The sequence below is a fragment of the Patiriisocius sp. 208BN25-11 genome (genome assembly GCF_058147145.1).
The window spans coordinates 1-18,422 of the sequence record NZ_JBYVJY010000012.1; the positions used below are offsets into that span (position 1 = coordinate 1).

At 36.2% G+C, this 18,422-nt stretch carries 14 protein-coding genes; 6 read left to right on the forward strand and 8 right to left on the reverse strand.

Features of this window, described 5'->3' with window-relative positions:
• The 3 genes from ACY2RS_RS12655 to ACY2RS_RS12665 all read left to right on the forward strand — a co-directional run.
• Nucleotides 1–1,938 (forward strand): T9SS type B sorting domain-containing protein (locus ACY2RS_RS12655; RefSeq protein ID WP_490099031.1); only part of this gene is annotated, 1,938 nt, incomplete at its 5' end.
• 51 nt (nucleotides 1,939–1,989) lie between these two features.
• Nucleotides 1,990–2,949 (forward strand): PorP/SprF family type IX secretion system membrane protein, encoded by a 960-nt coding sequence (locus tag ACY2RS_RS12660; RefSeq protein ID WP_490099032.1) that lies wholly within the window; start codon nucleotides 1,990–1,992, stop codon nucleotides 2,947–2,949.
• A gap of 21 nt (nucleotides 2,950–2,970) precedes the next feature.
• Nucleotides 2,971–4,914, forward strand: coding sequence for an OmpA family protein (locus tag ACY2RS_RS12665; RefSeq protein ID WP_490099033.1), 1,944 nt, complete (start codon nucleotides 2,971–2,973; stop codon nucleotides 4,912–4,914).
• 122 nt (nucleotides 4,915–5,036) lie between these two features.
• Here the strand turns inward: ACY2RS_RS12665 and groL are convergent, their stop codons facing one another.
• The 8 genes from groL to miaB form a co-directional block, all read right to left on the reverse strand.
• A complete protein-coding gene (gene groL, locus ACY2RS_RS12670) occupies nucleotides 5,037–6,668 on the reverse strand; it encodes a chaperonin GroEL (protein WP_490099034.1) in 1,632 nt (543 codons plus the stop codon).
• A gap of 172 nt (nucleotides 6,669–6,840) precedes the next feature.
• On the reverse strand, nucleotides 6,841–7,116 hold the full coding sequence (locus tag ACY2RS_RS12675) for a co-chaperone GroES (protein WP_490099035.1): 276 nt from the start codon (nucleotides 7,114–7,116) through the stop codon (nucleotides 6,841–6,843).
• Nucleotides 7,117–7,312: 196 nt separating this feature from the next.
• The gene (locus ACY2RS_RS12680; protein ID WP_490099036.1) at nucleotides 7,313–8,680 is read right to left on the reverse strand and encodes a sensor histidine kinase; all 1,368 of its coding nucleotides are present in this window, start codon (nucleotides 8,678–8,680) and stop codon (nucleotides 7,313–7,315) included.
• A gap of 172 nt (nucleotides 8,681–8,852) precedes the next feature.
• Complete coding sequence (gene secG, locus ACY2RS_RS12685; protein ID WP_490099037.1) at nucleotides 8,853–9,170, reverse strand: preprotein translocase subunit SecG; 318 nt, start codon at nucleotides 9,168–9,170, stop codon at nucleotides 8,853–8,855.
• Nucleotides 9,167–10,126, reverse strand: coding sequence for a DUF8458 domain-containing protein (locus ACY2RS_RS12690; RefSeq protein WP_490099038.1), 960 nt, complete (start codon nucleotides 10,124–10,126; stop codon nucleotides 9,167–9,169). Before ACY2RS_RS12690 ends, secG begins: the two co-directional genes overlap by 4 nt.
• Before the next feature lie 4 nt (nucleotides 10,127–10,130).
• On the reverse strand, nucleotides 10,131–10,646 hold the full coding sequence (locus ACY2RS_RS12695; protein ID WP_490099039.1) for an LptE family protein: 516 nt from the start codon (nucleotides 10,644–10,646) through the stop codon (nucleotides 10,131–10,133).
• Between the two features lie 64 nt (nucleotides 10,647–10,710).
• Nucleotides 10,711–11,988, reverse strand: coding sequence for a sigma-54 interaction domain-containing protein (locus tag ACY2RS_RS12700; RefSeq protein WP_490099040.1), 1,278 nt, complete (start codon nucleotides 11,986–11,988; stop codon nucleotides 10,711–10,713).
• 45 nt (nucleotides 11,989–12,033) lie between these two features.
• Nucleotides 12,034–13,473 carry a tRNA (N6-isopentenyl adenosine(37)-C2)-methylthiotransferase MiaB gene (gene miaB / locus ACY2RS_RS12705; RefSeq protein WP_490099041.1) on the reverse strand — a complete coding sequence of 480 codons (1,440 nt, stop codon included), beginning with the start codon at nucleotides 13,471–13,473 and terminating at the stop codon, nucleotides 12,034–12,036.
• A 128-nt stretch (nucleotides 13,474–13,601) separates the two neighbouring features.
• Here miaB and ACY2RS_RS12710 point away from each other — a divergent pair, with 128 nt between their 5' ends.
• The 3 genes from ACY2RS_RS12710 to ACY2RS_RS12720 all read left to right on the forward strand — a co-directional run bounded on the left by ACY2RS_RS12710 (nucleotide 13,602) and on the right by ACY2RS_RS12720 (nucleotide 18,323).
• Nucleotides 13,602–14,375: a hypothetical protein gene (locus ACY2RS_RS12710; RefSeq protein ID WP_490099042.1), complete on the forward strand. Its 774-nt coding sequence runs from the start codon at nucleotides 13,602–13,604 to the stop codon at nucleotides 14,373–14,375.
• 264 nt (nucleotides 14,376–14,639) lie between these two features.
• Nucleotides 14,640–17,147 (forward strand): type I DNA topoisomerase, encoded by a 2,508-nt coding sequence (gene topA / locus ACY2RS_RS12715; protein WP_490099043.1) that lies wholly within the window; start codon nucleotides 14,640–14,642, stop codon nucleotides 17,145–17,147.
• A gap of 12 nt (nucleotides 17,148–17,159) precedes the next feature.
• Nucleotides 17,160–18,323 carry a formimidoylglutamase gene (locus ACY2RS_RS12720; RefSeq protein ID WP_490099044.1) on the forward strand — a complete coding sequence of 388 codons (1,164 nt, stop codon included), beginning with the start codon at nucleotides 17,160–17,162 and terminating at the stop codon, nucleotides 18,321–18,323.
• Nucleotides 18,324–18,422 lie beyond the last annotated feature (99 nt).

Consider the following 18,422-nt stretch of genomic DNA (forward strand, 5'->3'; position numbering starts at 1 on the left):
GATCCATGTGATCCAATAGGAATTGATTCGACCGATACCGATGGTGATGGTCTTACAGATTGTGAGGAGACAACTGGAATCGATGATCCAAATACACCTTTAGATCCGAATGACTTCCCAGGTGGTCCATTATCAGATCCAAATGATCCATGTGATCCTGAAGGAGCTAGTTCTACAGATACCGATGGTGATGGTGTTACTGATTGTGATGAGATAGCAGATGGTACAGATCCAAATGATTTCTGTGACTATGATCCAGCAAGTGTAACGCAAGTTCCAGGGGCAGATTATTTAGCTGCAGATTGTGATGGTGATGGTGTTACTAATGGAGACGAACTTACAGATGGTACAGATCTATTTGATCCTTGTGATTTTGATTCTTCAAATGTTACCTTACCAGTATCTGGAGATTATTTAGCTGCAGATTGTGATGGTGATGGTGTTACCAATGGTGATGAGATTGCCGATGGTACGAACCCAGAAGATCCTTGTGATTTTGATCCAGCAAGTATTACTGTTGCTCAAACTGGAGAATACTTAGGTGCAGATTGTGATGGCGATGGTGTTACTAATGGCGATGAAATTGCAGATGGTACAGATCCAAATGATCCTTGTGATTTCGATGCAGCAAGTGTAACTGAACCTCAAACAGCAGCGTATTTAGATGCAGATTGTGATGGTGATGGTGTTACCAATGGTGATGAAATAATTAATGGTACAGATCCAAATGACCCATGTGATTTCTTTGAAGGTAGTATTACATTACCTCAATCTGGAGATTTCTTAGCTGCAGATTGTGATGGAGATGGAGTTACCAATGGCGATGAGATTGCAGACGGTACAGATATTAATGATCCATGTGATTATAACCCTGAAAATGTTACACTTCCTCAAGGAGGAGACTTCTTAAATGAAGATTGTGATGGAGACGGTGTAAGTAATGGTGATGAAATATTAGATGGTACAGACCCATTAAATCCATGTGATTACAATCCAGATAGCGTAACATTACCTCAAGATCCTGATTTCTTAGCAGATGACTGTGATGGCGATGGAGTTACAAATGCAGATGAAATTATGGATGGTACAGATCCTTCAGACCCTTGTGATTATATTGCTAACAGCCAAACTGTTGATCCAAGTAATGCTTGGAATGAGTTAGATTGTGATGGCGATGGTGTTACGAATGGTGATGAGATTATGGATGGTACAGATCCACAAGATCCTTGTAACTATGTAATAGCTAGTCAAACCATTACTCCTTCAGATGCATTTAACAATGCAGATTGTGATGGTGATGGTGTTACGAATGGTGATGAGATTATGGATGGAACAAATCCATTAGATATTTGTGATTTCGATATTGATAGTCAAACCGTGACACCTACACCAGAATGGTCAGATATAGATTGTGATGGAGACGGTGTAACAAATGGCGATGAAGTCTTAGATGGTACAGATCCTCAAGACCCATGTGACTTCGATATCACAAGTCAAACCATTACTCCAACAATCGCTTTCTTAAATGGTGATTGTGATGGTGATGGAATCCCTAATGGACTTGAATTAGGAGATGACAATGGTAATGGAATTCCTGATTATCTTGAAATTAACAATGGTAATCCAGACAATGAGCTTGACATCTATGATATTGTTACTCCAAATGGTGATGGCTTAAATGACTTCTTCTCAATTCGAGGAATCCATTTATATCCAGACAATAATGTTAAGATATACAACCGTTGGGGAGTGTTAGTGTATGATATGGATGGTTATGGTCAGAATGATAATTTCTTTAGAGGATTATCTGAAGGACGTGTAACTATTGCACAAGAGTCTGAACTACCTGTAGGAACTTATTATTATGTAATAAGGTATACCAAAGATAATGGCGAGACAACAAAACTTGCAGGTCCATTATACATTAACAGAAGATAAAACCAATCATAAACAACCCCATAGGTAACTGTGGGGTTAAAAATTAACCTTATGAAAAAACAAATTGTACCAATTTTAGCTTTATTGCTGATGGTTCTTTTCACCAAGGAAACATACGGTCAACAAGATGCTCAGTACACACAATACATGTATAATACATTGAGTATTAACCCTGCTTATGCTGGGAGTAGAGATGTATTTAGTTTGGTGGGTATTTACAGAAACCAATGGTTTAACAATATAGAAGGTGCTCCTAATACCTATACACTCTCCTTACACAGTCCTGTGGGTAATAAGATAGGCTTAGGACTTAATATTGTTCGAGATGAAATTTTCATATCCAATGAGACCTATTTTGATTTAGCCTTTAGTTATACTCTTAATTTGAGTGAAAAGGGTAAGTTGGCTTTAGGATTAAAAGGAGGAGGTCATTTGCTTGATATCGATACAGCACGTTTAAATACGGGTGCCTTTAATGATGGTGATGCAGATGCTCAGATCAATATTGATAATAAGTTTTCACCACAATTTGGTTTAGGGGCATATTATTACACAGATAGTTTTTACCTAGGTTTCAGTGCTCCAAACGTGTTAGAGACAGAGCATTTTGATGAGAGTACAACGATAAATAATAGCACTACTAATTCAAGCGCAACAGCACGAGAAAAGATTAATTTCTATTTAATTGGAGGGTATGTGTTTGAGGTGAATCCAGACTTAGATTTAAAACCTGCAGCCTTGATTAAAGCAGTTGAGGGAGCTCCAATATCTTTAGATATTTCTTTAAATGCTTTATTGAAAGATAAGTTAACTCTAGGTTTGGCTTATAGGTGGAGTGCAGCTTTAAGTGCAATGGCTGGTTTTCAAGTGACCGATCAGTTAATGTTAGGTGTTGCTTATGACCGTGAGACTACAGAATTGAATCAATACAACTCTGGAAGTTATGAAATTATGTTACGCTACGAATTATTCAAGAAGGAAGAACGATTGATTTCGCCTAGATTCTTTTAATTTTATAAAAATTTATTACGAATGAAATATTCAATCAAAATACTTATCGCAATTCTCTTTTTAAGTTTTGGGCATGCTGAAGCACAAAAGAGAAAAGTTAAAAAAGGAAATGAAGAGTTTGCTAATTACTCTTTTATAGATGCACAAGATGAATATCTGGAGCTTGCTAATGAAGGTTTTCGCTCTGAAGAATTATTTAAAGGTCTTGGTGATTCTTTTTATTTCACAGCAGATTACGTAAATGCTTCAAAATGGTATGGAGAACTCTATCAGTTTATGGAACTCAATGATTACCCAGAATACTTGTACAGATATGCGCAGTCATTAAAGAGTGCAGAACAATATGACTTGTCATCTACAATCATGAAAGAGTATAGGATAGCTGCTGGACTTCCAGAGAGTACTGTAGATGAAGTGCAAGTAATGAAGGATATCGAATATAATTCGGGAAGATATGAAGTTAAAAATGTAACCTTTAATTCGTCTCTTTCAGATTTTGCACCAGCATTTTACACAGACAATTTAGTGTTTGCATCCAATAGGTTTAAGGATAAAGATCCAAAAAAGCATAACTGGAACGACCAACCTTTTCTTGATTTATATGCAGTAATCTTAGAAGGTACGTATACAGGTGCTACTCCAGAAAAAATGGAAGATGCTTTCAATACACAGTATCATGAATCTACAGCGGTATATACCAAAGATTGGAATACCGTATATTTCACTAGAAATAATTATACAAAAAACAATTATAAGTCAGATAAAGATGGTACGAATAGACTGAAATTATACAGAGGTAAAAAGAATGAAGATGGAAAGTGGAAAGTGGAAGAATTGCCTTTTAATAGTAACCAATATTCTGTAGCACACCCTGCATTAAGCGTAGATGAAGAAACTCTATATTTTGCTAGTGATATGCCAGGAGGTTTTGGGGAATCAGATTTATATAAAATTTCAATTGAAGGAGATGGTTTTGGTGTTCCAATAAATTTAGGAGACAAAATAAATACAGAATTTAGGGATACCTTTCCTTTTATAAGCGGTGATAATGCAATGTATTTTGCTTCTGAAGGGCATTCAGGTCTTGGAGGACTAGATGTTTTTGTAACTGATCTAGAAGTGCCAACATTTGAAGAAATCTATAACCTAGGAAAACCAATCAATGGTCCTAAAGATGATTTCTCTTTTATTATAAATAGCGAGACTAGAGAAGGTTTCTTTTCTTCTAATAGAGACGGAGGACAAGGTTTTGATGATATTTATGGTTTCAAAGAGTTGATTCCAATCAAGAGACCTTGTAACCAATATGTAAAAGGAATTGTTAGAGATAAAAATACAAAGCAAATCATTCCCAGAGCTAAGGTCATCTTAATGAATTCGGATAACGAAATTTTAGCTGAGGATATTTCCGACGAAAAAGGTGCCTTCGATTTAGGTCAGGTAGAATGTGAACAAACCTATACCGCTCGTGCAACCAAAGAAGGGTATAGCATTGCGGAAAAGATTTTTACAAGTACTGCAGAACTAGAATTGGAATTAGATCTTGGTTTAGATATGACACCGTTGGTGGTAGAACCAACCATCGCTATTGGTACCGATCTTGCGAAGCTGTTAAATCTTGAAAATATTAACTTTGATTATGATAAGAGTTTTATTCGTCCAGATGCTGCAGCTATCTTACAACGTGTTGTAAACTACATGAACGAATATCCTACAGTAAAAGTAGATGTGCGTTCGCATACAGATAGTAGAGGTAGAGATGCGTATAACGAATCCTTATCGCAACGCAGAAACGTTTCTACGAGAGAATGGCTCATTAACCAAGGCGGAATTTCAAGAAATAGACTTTCTGGTCGTGGATATGGAGAAACTCAAATTACAAACGAATGTACCAACGGTGTTCCTTGTTCAGATGAGAAACACGAACGAAACAGAAGATCTGAATTTATTGTAGTAAGTAAATAAAGATTACATCCTAATATATAAAAAATCCCAAGTAGCGTTCTTGGGATTTTTTTATGAAGAACATAAAAGCCCTCACGTTTATTGTGAGGGCTTTTATTTTAAGTATAAGACTCTTTCTTATATTACATCATGCCTGGCATTCCACCGCCACCCATTGAAGGCATCGCTGGAGCGTCTTCTTTAATATCAATTAAAGCACATTCTGTAGTTAAAATCATTCCAGCAACAGAAGCAGCATTTTCTAATGCAATTCTAGTTACTTTTTTAGGATCAATAATTCCAGCTTTTAACATGTCTACATAGCTGTCAGATTTAGCATCATATCCAAAGTTTTTCTTTCCTTCGGAAACTTTATTAATCACTACGCTTCCTTCACCACCAGCATTTTCTACTATGGTACGCAACGGAGCTTCAATAGCTCTAGCTACAATTTGAACTCCTGTAGTTTCGTCTATATGCTCTGTGGTTATCTTTTCTAGGACTTTTTGAGCTCTTACCAAAGCAACACCTCCACCTGCAACAATACCTTCTTCTACAGCGGCTCTAGTAGCATGAAGAGCATCGTCTACACGGTCTTTCTTCTCTTTCATTTCCACTTCACTTGCAGCACCAACATATAACACAGCAACACCACCAGCTAATTTAGCCAAACGTTCTTGTAGTTTTTCTTTGTCGTAGTCACTTGTTGTAGTTTCAATTTGAGATTTAATTTGCCCTACACGTGTTTTAATATCACCTTTTTTTCCTGCGCCATTTACAATAGTAGTGTTGTCTTTGTCTATAGTTACTGTTTCTGCAGTTCCTAACATTTCAACAGTTGCATTTTCTAACGTAAATCCACGTTCTTCACTAATTACAGTTCCTCCAGTTAAAATAGCAATATCTTCAAGCATTGCTTTTCTACGGTCACCAAACCCAGGTGCCTTTACAGCAGCAATCTTTAATGAACCACGCATTTTATTTATAACCAATGTTGCTAAGGCTTCTCCATCAACATCTTCTGCAATAATTAATAAAGACTTTCCTTGTTGTGCAACAGGCTCAAGAATTGGCATCAAATCTTTCATAGATGAGATTTTCTTGTCGCATAACAAAATCATCGGGTTCTCTAATTCTGTTTGCATTTTCTCACTATCGGTTACAAAGTAAGGAGAAAGGTATCCGCGATCAAACTGCATTCCTTCTACAACATCTACATAGGTATCTGTTCCTTTTGCTTCTTCTACAGTAATTACTCCTTCTTTTCCTACTTTCCCAAAAGCTTGTGCAATAAGGGCTCCAATAGTATCATCATTGTTTGCAGAAATAGAAGCAACTTGTTGAATCATTTCGCTTGAGTTACCTACTTTGGTAGACTGCTTTTCAAGGTCTTTTACAATCGCTTCTACCGCTTTGTCAATTCCTCTTTTTAAATCCATCGGATTTGCACCAGCAGCAACGTTTTTTAATCCTTCTTTTACAATGGCTTGAGCCAATACGGTTGCTGTAGTAGTTCCGTCTCCAGCAAGGTCGTTTGTTTTGCTAGCAACTTCTTTTACCATTTGAGCGCCCATATTCTCTAGCGCATCTTCTAGTTCAATTTCTTTAGCTACAGAGACACCATCTTTTGTTACCACCGGTGCTCCAAACGATTTACTAATAATTACATTACGTCCTTTTGGACCTAAGGTTACTTTTACTGCATTTGCTAATGCATCTACACCGCGCTTAATTCCGTCGCGTGCTTCTAAGTCAAATTTTATATCTTTTGCCATAATTTTTGCTTTTAGCAAAAAGCTGTAAGCAATATGCTTTATGCTTTTTGTATTGTTTTTGTTATGCTAAAAAGTAATATGGTTATTACTTTACGCTTAGCCTTGTGTTTTTTGTTTTTTAGATAGTCTCATGAATGAGACTGTAAAGTCTACCGCCTATTGCGTTTAACAATTAAACTATCGCAAGAATATCTTCCTCACGCATGATTAAGTAATCTTTTCCGTCTAGTTTCAGTTCTGTGCCAGCGTATTTTCCATACAACACGGTATCACCAACTTTTACGGTCATTTCATGATCCTTTTTACCTTTTCCAACGGCAGCTATGGTACCTTGTTGTGGCTTTTCTTTAGCACTGTCTGGTATGTACAATCCAGAAGCTGTTTTGGTTTCTGCAGCTTGAGGAGCTACGACTACTCTGTCTGAAAGTGGTTGAATTTTTAATCCCATATGTAAAGTATTAATTTTTCATTTCCGCGCAGGCGGAAATCTATTAAACGTTATATTAATTAGTTGTTTAGCAATTGGCAGAAAGTATGCCAACACTCTAAAACTGACAATTTGAAAATATCATGGTACAAAAAATGCCAAGGTAGTGACAAGCTGACACTGTTTGGTGAAATTTGTAGTCTTTCGGGGATAGCTATTAGAGTGGAATATCTATTAAAACAGTAGTACCTTTTCCAATATAAGAATCTATTTCCATGGTCCCGTTAAGATGTTCAATTCTCTTTTTTATACTAGAGTGTCCCATTCCGTTGGACTTGCTTTTGCTTTTAGAGACATTAAATCCTTTGCCATTGTCTTCTACAATAATAGAAAGTGCTGTTTCGTGTTGAGTAATGTTTATAGTAGCTTTAGATGCGTTTGAATGTTTAACAATGTTAGTGACTAATTCTTGAACAACCCTAAAAATGGTTATTTCTAGATTATTTTCTAATCGGTCTTCTAAACCAAAGTCTTTGAGAGTTACCTCAAGATTCCCGTGTGTCGACACATTATTTGTAAGTTCTTTAATAGCAGGTAGAAGACCATTTTTAGCCATAACACCACTATTTTTTAAATGTGCCATATTACGTACCTCTTCATATGCATTCTCAAGAAGTTTACTTGTTTTTTCAAAAAGTTCACCCATTTCTTGAGCTTTATCTTTATTATTTGAAATATGATTAAATTGAAGTTTAGCCGCTGCTAATGATGCTCCAACACTGTCATGAAGGTCACTAGCAAGAATACGGCGCTCTTTTTCTTGCCCTGCAATCATTGCATTTATAGATTTTACTTCTTGTTCTTTTAGTATGGTAACTACTCTTTGTTTTTCTAAGTCGTAATTTGCTTGCGTCGTTGCTTTTTCTAATTCTATTTCTTTTATCTGATATCCAATAAGTAAGGCGAAAATTAAAGCTTCCAATAGAAAACCTATATAACTAATGAGTTGTATTTGAAACCCGAAGCGTTCTAAAAAGGTGTCAGCCCCAATTGTGATTCCTGTGTATAATACAATCATAGAGCAAGAAAAGTAAAGCAAACTGGCAGTGAGTATATACCTTGCATATATTGTTTTTATTTTAAAAAAGTAATAGTAGATAATGAGGCAATAAATAGTCAAGAAAGTTGCAAAGGCATCAAAACTCATCACAAATTCAGAATAGCCTATTTTAATGGCAATAAATGGAAAAACAACACTTGCAACTGCTAAGAGCAAAATCCCATATTTAAACAATGCATCAAGGGTAGGATGTTTTTTGTTTGTATTCAAAATGGTTCTTGAAGTCTGGAAATAAAAAGCAAAACTCAAACAAAGAAATGCACCATTATAATTCAATAAAACCCTGCCAAAAACATCTTTGAAATTACTACTAAAGATGTACATCACAATAAAAAACATGTACCCAGAATAATATAGATATACGCTTTTCTTATTTTGAATAAATAACAGCAAATGATACACTACCAGCATGAGTAGGGCTCCAACAATAAGACTATAAAATTTTGAGGTAATTTCAGCAAACATAGCGGGAGTTCAGTTTATCCGTAAATTCTTACAAAAAATAAATGTAAGCATTTTTGCTAGTAGCTATTCCATCAAATAGTGTGTTTTTTAGAATTATAGTACACTACGATTTTTAACAAAAAAAATGCCGACTCATTTCTGAATCGGCATTTTATATAGTGTATCGTAATTTTTACTCTGGCGCTTCTGCTGGAGCAGGTGCCGTAGTTTCAATGATTTCTGCATTTGGAACTTCAGACTGAACCGTTTCGATGCTTCCCATTAATGGAATGCTGGATAATAAGATCAAGGCTAATAATAAACCTCCTAAGGTCCATGTAGACTTATCTAAAAAGTCTGTGGTCTTTTGTACACCTCCCATTTGGGTAGATCCACCTCCACCAAAAGAAGAAGACAATCCTCCACCTTTAGGGTTTTGTACCATTATAACTACTACTAGCAAAAATGCTACGAAAATGATTAAAATTAAAAATATTGTAAACGTACTCATGATTCTTCTTTATTTATCAGTTTTTCTACTGCTCGAATTTGGTCTGCAAAGAAACCACTTTTTTCGGGATTTTTCAAAATTAATATTTTATAAGCTTGAATTGCCTTTTTATAATTTTTTTGTTGCAAGTATACCTTCGCTAAGGTTTCTGTCATCAAGGAGTCTGAAGATTTTGTATAATCTGCAGCCAAGTCTTTTTGAGGCGCTTTGTTTGTAACAGGTTTTATTTTTGGCTTTTCATTGATGAATTTTTCAATCAAATCAAACTTACGATCTTTCTCAGTTTGAGTATTTTTCTTTTCAGATGGTGCTGTATCTCGTTGAATAGGAGTTGCGGCAGTTAATTGCAGCCACTCGCTAAACGAATGTGAGTCCTTTTTAGAAAAATGCAAAGGCTTGTCGATTTCTAATATTTCCGAAGGGGACTTTTTATTTTCTTCGGAAATTTTAGGGGCTTGGTTGCTGTTTCCTGTTACATCAACCATTTGTTCAGGCTCTTTGTTTGTGTCTTTGGTTAAAGCGGTGGAAGTTGCAATCATGTGTTTTAAGACATCTTCCTTTTTTTCAAATAAATTTGGATTTAAAATCGCTTCTGCGTTCTGTAAAGCTTCTTTATTTTCTTGTTGTATGGTTTGAGAAACATCTTCCGAAATGGCTACTTCATAGTCGTTAATGGCTGCGTCATTAATTAAAATTTGACGCGATATTTTATGTTGCTCGAAAGTTTCCGAAGTAATAAATTCAAACAAAATATCTCTATTGGTCGTGTGGGCGGCGGTTAGCTTTAATGCATCATTATACCGAAAGCTTTCTTGGTTTTTGAGCCCTTTTAACCACAGTGCTCTAGCACTTTGAAAAAACGGATAGGCATCAATAACTTCTACCAATTGACTCAGTAACTCCCTATCTAGTTGCTGGGGAGTTGCGAGTAATGAAGTATAGGTTTGCGTGTTCAAAATACTACCAGTTTGCAAGTGATTTGTTAAAAATATCCTGTGTAATGCGCTCAAATATTTCTTCTAAAGCCTCGTCTAATTGAGATCCGTTGAGCAGTCCTTGTCCTGGGTAATCTTTGTAGAATGAAAAGCGTTGTTCAAAGCCCTTTTCTTCATTATTTTTATTAAAGAAACGCACATTAACGCTAATAGTAAGTCTGTTTTCTGCTGCGGTATTTTGTGAAGTTGCGGTAATAGGAGCCACAAAATACTCTATAATTTCACCCTCATAAGTAAGATCTCCATTATTGGTCACCAAATCTAAACTTGTTTGGTTTAATAACAAATCTTGTAGTCTTTGGGTAAATATTCTGTCAATTCCGGGTTCTACAATAGCAGCATTGTTTTGAAAATAATTTACCTGAAAAGATTTAGTCTTACTGTAATCAATATCGGCACCCGTAAATGAATACACGCCACAGCCTACATAAGAAAGACTTACGGTGAATAAAATAAAAAGAATAAACAGTTTTTTTTGCATGCTATAAGTTCTGAAATAGGAACGGTTTGTGCTTGTTTTTGGTATCCAAAGATACTATTTTACATTACAAATTGTACTGTTTGATTTTACGGTACAAGGTACGTTCCGAAATTCCTAATTCATCGGCGGCATCTTTACGCTTGCCATCGTATTTTTCGAGTGATTTCTTTATCAGTTCTAGCTCTTTTTCTTGAAGCGATAGACTTTCTTCTTCTTCAATTTCCTCGGCAAAATCGTAGTTCCTTTTTGGACTCTCATCGGTAACTGGAAGGTCTAGTACTTCTATATTATGTGGTTGTGTGTGGTCTGTGTCTTCATCTACAATGGCTGCAAGGACTGCCTCATGGTTTTGTTCCTCGTTGTAAATTTTATTAATCAGGCTAGAGTTTTCTTCTTGTACTTGATGTGCATTACCGCTTTTCATAAGCTCCATGGTCAGTTTCTTGAGATCATTTACATCGCGTTGCATGTCAAATAATACTTTATAAAGTATCTCTCGTTCATTGCTAAAATCTCCTTCTGCTTTCTTGTTACCAATCACAGCAGGTAAATTGGGGGTCATATTAGGTAAGTATTGACGTAAAGTGTTGCCATTAATTTCACGTTTTTGTTCTAATACAGAGATTTGTTCAGCAACATTACGCAGTTGTCTAATATTTCCGCTCCAGCGATAATTGAGCAATAATTGTACGGCACTTTCATCTAAGCGTACAGTAGGCATTTTGTATTTCTGAGCAAAGTCTGAAGCAAATTTTCTAAATAATAAGTGTATGTCCTCAGAACGTTCGCGTAAAGGAGGAAGGTTAATGTCTACGGTGCTTAAACGATAAAACAAATCTTCTCTAAATTTCCCTTTATCGATGGCTTCTACCATTTTTACATTGGTAGCAGCTACAATGCGCACATCTGTTTTTTGTATTTTGGAAGATCCCACTTTTAAGAACTCTCCATTTTCTAAAACACGAAGCAAACGAACTTGAGTAGGTAGTGGAAGCTCTCCAACTTCATCTAAGAAAATAGTACCTCCATCGGCTACTTCAAAATAACCGCTTCGCGTTGCTGTAGCTCCTGTAAAGGCTCCTTTTTCATGTCCAAAGAGTTCACTGTCAATAGTTCCTTCTGGAATGGCACCGCAGTTTACAGCAATATATTTTCCATGTTTTCTGTGCGAAAGGGCATGTATAATTTTAGGAATACTCTCTTTCCCGACACCACTTTCTCCAGTGACGAGTACTGAAATATCTGTAGGAGCCACTTGTATTGCTTTTTCTACAGCACGATTGAGTTTGGCGTCATTTCCAATAATACCAAATCGTTGTTTTGTTGCTTGTACACTTTCCATGTTTCTCTTTTTAAATGGTTTTCGATTTCATGTTCGATCTCGATTTCATTTTTTAATGACAGCCTCTCCAATCAATGTCGCACTAGTACAACTATTGATTTTTACATTTACAAGGTCTCCTGGTTGGTAGTGTTCTTTTGGAAATACCACCACAATACTTTGTTCTGTTCGTCCACTCCACTCGTTAGGGTTTTTCTTAGAAGCACGTTCAATAAGTACTGCTACTGTTTTGCCAACATAGCTCTGGGTGATTTCGGCACTGTGTTTTCGTTGTGCGTCCACCACTTCCATCAATCTTCTTTTTTTAGTTTCCTCTGGGACATCATCCTCAAATTTTCTAGCAGCCATGGTACCAGGTCTTTTAGAGTATTTGTACATGTATCCAAAGACAAACTTTACTTCTTCCATTAATGCTAATGTATCTTGATGGTCTTGCTCTGTTTCTGTAGGGAACCCAATAATCATGTCTTGCGAGATGCTACAGTTAGGTAGAATCTCTTTTATTTTGCGCACCAATGATAGGTATTCTTCTGTGGTGTGCTGGCGGTTCATTTCTTTTAAAATTCTATTGCTTCCGCTTTGAACCGGTAAATGAATGTGCTTGCAAATGTTGTTGTGCTTTGCCATGACATGAAATACATCTTCGGTCATGTCTTGCGGATTAGACGTAGAAAAACGAATTCTCATCTGGGGCTGTGATGCAGCTACTTGATCTAATAATTGTGAGAAGGAAGTTGCGGTTGCTTTCTCCATCTCAGTCGCATTTTTAAAATCTTTCTTAAGTCCGCCTCCATACCAAACATAGCTATCTACATTTTGACCTAATAGAGTGATTTCTTTATACCCTTTTGTTGCTAAGTCTTGGATTTCTGCTAAGATACTTTGCGGATCTCTACTACGTTCTCGACCTCTTGTAAAGGGAACCACACAAAAAGTACACATATTGTCACATCCCCTAGTAATGCTTACCAAAGCATTAATACCGTTACTATTTAATCGTACAGGCGAAATGTCACCATAGGTTTCTTCTTTAGAGAGAATAACATTCACGGCATCGTTGCCATCTTCTACTTCTGCTAATAGGTTGGGTAGGTCTTTATAGGCATCTGGCCCAACCACCATATCTACTATTTTTTCTTCGTCAAGAAACTTTTCTTTTAGACGTTCTGCCATACAGCCCAAAACCCCTACTTTCATTTTAGGATTATGGTCTCTTTTTACGGCATTGTATTTCTCAAGGCGTTTGCGTACCGTTTGTTCTGCTTTATCTCTAATAGAACAGGTGTTTACCAATACTAGATCTGCTTCTTCTAAAACTTGTGTGGTATTAAAACCTTGTTTGCTTAAAATAGAAGCAACAATTTCACTGTCGCTAAAATTCATAGCGCAGCCATAGCTTTCTATATAAAGCTTGCGGCTATTCTCTTTTTGAGGGGAGATATCAAGGGCATTGCCTTGTGCTTTTTCATCAATAATCTTTTTCATATGCTTAGGTGCGCTCTTTAAGGGGCTAGTGTCAATTAGTGTGCAAAGATAAAAAAAACAAGGTGTTTCTGCCATTATGGCAGCTTTCTTTTTACTATTTTAGTACCTTAATTTAAACCAACCAAAACATGCAAAAAGCTATTTTCACTAAAATTGAGCAAATGCCTTCCTTTGATTTTGGGAGTGTATTTAGCAGAAGTATCGAATTATTTAAAAAAATATGGGTAGAAGGATTTATTCACCTGTTGTTAATTTTTTTGGTGAGTATGCCAGCTATAATTATACTTTATATAGCTATGTTCGCCATTCTTGGAGTGAATTATTTTATGGCAGGCCCCGAAGCTTTTAACGGAGAAGAAGTTAGTCTTGCCATGCTGCCGTCTATGATAGGAGTGTTTTTGCTTTTCGTTTTAGTAGCAGCAATTATGCAAACCTTCAGCATTGCTATTATGGCGCATTTTTATAAAGTTTGTAAAAATGCAGATATGGGAACGAATACAAATACAGGAGGGTATTTTGGTTATTTGAAAAATGGAAATTTCAAAAAAGTGCTTACACTTTCTTTTGCTGTCATGGGAATTACATTGTTGGCGGCACTCTTGTGTTTTTTCCCGGCAATTTATGCAATGGTGCCAATGAGTTTATTTCTGGTAATTTTTGCGTTTAATCCAAATCTTACAGTAAAAGAATTAATAAGTGCTTCCTTTAAAATGGGGAATAAAATATGGTTGCCCACTTTTGGGATGTTAATTATAGCCGGAATTATTTCTCAGTTAGGGATGTTGGCTTGTGGTATTGGTATTTTGTTTACCGCCATGTTTGCTAGAATACCTTTGTATTATATTTATAAGGACACGATTGGTTTTGAAAATAGTACCGAAGAAATTGCCGAGCGTTTTTAGTGCTTCGGAAATTTTAGTTATTCATACCCATTCAAGAGGTGCCTTTTGGTTCTCATGAATGGGTTTTTTGTTGTTATTTTTTGTTTTTTAAAATAGTGTGGATATCTAAAATTTCCGACCGCGTGTCGCCTAAAGCTTTAGCGATGGGGCAAGAAAAGCATCCTAATATTAAGGAGTTTCTTTAGCTTTTATTTTTAAAAAAGTGCTTTGTAAATTTTGTTTAAAAAAAAATCACATACTTTTGTAGCCCAAATATAATAGACAATGGCAAAAAATTTAGTGATCGTAGAGTCCCCTGCTAAGGCAAAAACTATTGAAAAATTTCTAGGGAAAGATTTCAAAGTTCAGTCAAGTTTTGGACACATAGCAGATTTGCCTTCCAAAGAGTTAGGTGTTGATGTTGAAGGTGATTTTACACCTAAATATATAGTATCCAGCGATAAGAAAAAACTGGTAACAGAATTAAAGAAAGCAGCGAAGAAAGCAGAAATGGTTTGGCTCGCTAGTGATGAGGATCGAGAAGGAGAGGCTATTGCATGGCACTTGGCCGAAGAATTAGATTTAAAAGACGAAAACACAAAACGTATTGTGTTTCATGAAATTACAAAGACGGCTATTTTAAAAGCCATAGAGAATCCAAGAAAGATTGATTACAATCTTGTAAACGCGCAACAGGCGAGGAGAATTTTAGATAGATTGGTGGGATATGAGCTATCTCCAGTATTATGGCGTAAAGTAAAAGGTGGTTTGTCTGCAGGACGTGTACAAAGTGTTGCGGTGCGACTTATCGTAGAGCGCGAGCGTGAAATAGAGGCATTTACTCCTGTAGCTAGTTACCGAGTAGATGCAGAATTTACTACAACAGATGGTGCTAAGTTTAAGGCAAAACTTCCAAGAAATTTTGAAACCGAAGCAGAGGCACGTGCTTTTTTAGAAAAAAATATTGCAGCGACTTATGATGTAGCAGATCTTGTAAAAAAGCCTGCTAAAAAATCTCCAGCAGCTCCGTTTACAACGTCTACCTTACAACAAGAAGCAGCGCGTAAGTTGTATTTTTCTGTGAGTAAGACCATGACCATGGCACAGCGTTTATACGAAGCAGGTTTAATAACCTACATGAGAACAGATAGTGTCAATCTATCAAATGATGCAAAGACCGCTGCCGAAAAAGAAATTACAAAGTCTTATGGGGCTGAGTATAGTCAGCCTCGTAATTACAAAGGAAAATCTAAGGGTGCACAAGAAGCGCATGAAGCGATACGTCCAACAGATATGTCAAAGCATAGCGTTTCTGTAGACCATGACCAAGCGCGTTTGTATGATTTGATATGGAAACGTACTTTGGCATCGCAAATGAGTGATGCACAATTAGAGCGTACCAACGTAAAAATTGGAATTAATGGAATACAGCCTGTAAAAGAACAATTCACCGCAAATGGTGAGATGATTAAATTTGATGGGTTTTTAAAAGTATACCTCGAAGGAACAGATATTGAAAATGAGGAACAAGATGGTATGTTACCTAGATTGGTAAAAAGTGATGCTCTTGTAAACACTTTTATTACAGCAACCGAACGATTTACACGACCACCATACCGTTTTACAGAAGCATCTTTGGTAAAACAATTAGAAGAGTTAGGAATTGGAAGACCTTCTACCTATGCGCCAACGATTTCTACCATTATCAATAGAAATTATGTAGAGAAAGGAACTATTGAAGGGAAGGAACGTTCTTATCTACAAATGGTTTTAGAACAAGAAGGTGTAAAAGACAATAAACTCACCGAAATGGTGGGTAGTGATAAGGGTAAATTAGTGCCTACAGATATTGGAATGATTGTAAATGATTTCTTAGTAGAGCATTTCTCATCCGTATTAGATTTTAATTTCACAGCGAAAGTAGAGCAAGATTTTGACGATATAGCTGAAGGAAAAGAAAACTGGAAGCATATGTTGAAAGATTTCTACGGAAAGTTTCATCCAACAGTAGAAGATGTTAAGGAAAATGCTGAAAGAGAAAGTGGAGAACGTATTTTAGGAGAAGATCCTGAATCTGGTAGAACTGTTTTAGTTCGTTTAGGAAAATTTGGTCCAATGGCACAAATTGGAGCTCCAGATGATGAAGATAAGAAGTTTGCGAGTCTTCGTCCAGACCAACAACTGCATTTAGTGACCTTTGAAGAGGTGATGGATTTGTTCAAGCTTCCAAAAACACTAGGAGTGTATGATGGAGAAGAAGTAGATGTAAATAATGGTCGTTTTGGTCCTTATGTTCGTTTTGGTAAGACCTTTGTGTCTTTACCTAAGGGGATGGATCCGCTTGATGTAGATATGGCATTTGCAAAACAGCTTATAGAAGAAAAGAAAAAAGCAGACGCTCCTATATACACCTATGAAGATTTACCCGTTCAAAAAGGTACAGGTCGTTTTGGACCTTTTATAAAATGGAACAACATGTTTATTAATGTCAATAAGAAATATGATTTTGATAATTTGAGTGATGCCGATATTATTGAGTTAATTGAAACCAAGAAGCAAAAAGAAATAGATAAGCTTATCCATAACTGGGAAGAAGAAGGAATCCGTTTAGAAAAAGCTAGATGGGGTCGTTTTAACTTAATAAAAGGCAAGACAAAAATTGAGCTTCCAAAGACAACAAAGGCTGAAAAAATGACCTTAGAAGAAGCCCAAGGTCTTCTAGAAAAAAATGCTCCGAAGAAAAAGAAAAAAGCCCCAGCAAAGAAAAAGAAACCAGCCGCTAAGAAAAAATAATAGCACCGTCTCGTGATAGAATTTCTCTCCCCAGTATCGAATTCGGTTATTGCACACCGCGAAATATTGCCTATTGGAACCTTAGGTAAGCAAATTACATTGCATACTTCTGCTAATGGTCTTCCTGATTTAAAAGATGTCAAGTTTGCTATTTTTGGAAGTAAAGAAAATAGGCGTGATGTAAATTACATGGGTGCTGAAATAGATTTTGATGCTTGCAGGAAGGCGCTGTATTCTTTGTATCCTGGTAACTGGAAACACACCATTGCAGATGTAGGAGATATAGAAAAAGGGGATAGTGTAGAAGATTCTTATTTCGCATTAAAAACAGTTACGGAGGCATTACTTAAAAATGATATTATCCCAATCATACTTGGAGCAAGTCAGGATGCAATTTATGCACAATATAGAGCATATGACAGTATTGGTACTATGATTAATATGGTGAATATAGACACGCGTTTCGATTTAGGAGATGCAGATGCTGCAATTACCAATAAATCTTATGTAGGTAAAATAATCGTTGAGAAGCCTTATAATTTATTCAATTATAGTGTGCTTGGATATCAATCTTATTTTAATCCCCCGCAAGAAATTGCCTTAATGGATACACTCTATTTTGATGCATATCGTTTAGGAGCTGTAACAGCAGATATTAAAGATGTAGAACCCATCTTGCGAAATGCTGATTTGGTTACTTTGGATATTTCTGCTATTAAAAGTGCCGAATTAGGGGTTGTTTCTATAGAAAATCCTAACGGTTTTGACGGAAGAGAGATATGTAGTATTGCAAGATATGCTGGAATTAGTAATAAAGTAACATCTTTTTCGTTGTTTGAGCTAGCAGATTTTAGTAAATCTAGCGTTGGAGCCATGCTTCTAGCGCAAGTGATTTGGTATTTTATGGAAGGGGTAAATTTTAGAGTTTTAGACGATGATTTTACCGATGAAAAATGCTATACAACGTACAAAGTACCCGTAGACGATGAAATTTTAACATTTAAAAAGAGTAGTAAAACTGGGCGTTGGTGGATAGAATTACCTTTTATTTCTAATATTGATAATAAATTGAAATCACGTACGTTATTACCTTGCACCTATGGCGAATATTTGGGTGCGACAGATCAGGAAATTCCTGAAAGGTGGCTTAAAGCCCGCCGAAAGAATGAAGTTTGACCAATTAAAATTGAATAATTAGCTTTAAGGGTTTTTTAAGAAAATTGTTGTTTTTTTAAAAATATATTGATAGGTTTACGCCCTTGAATCTAGAATTTA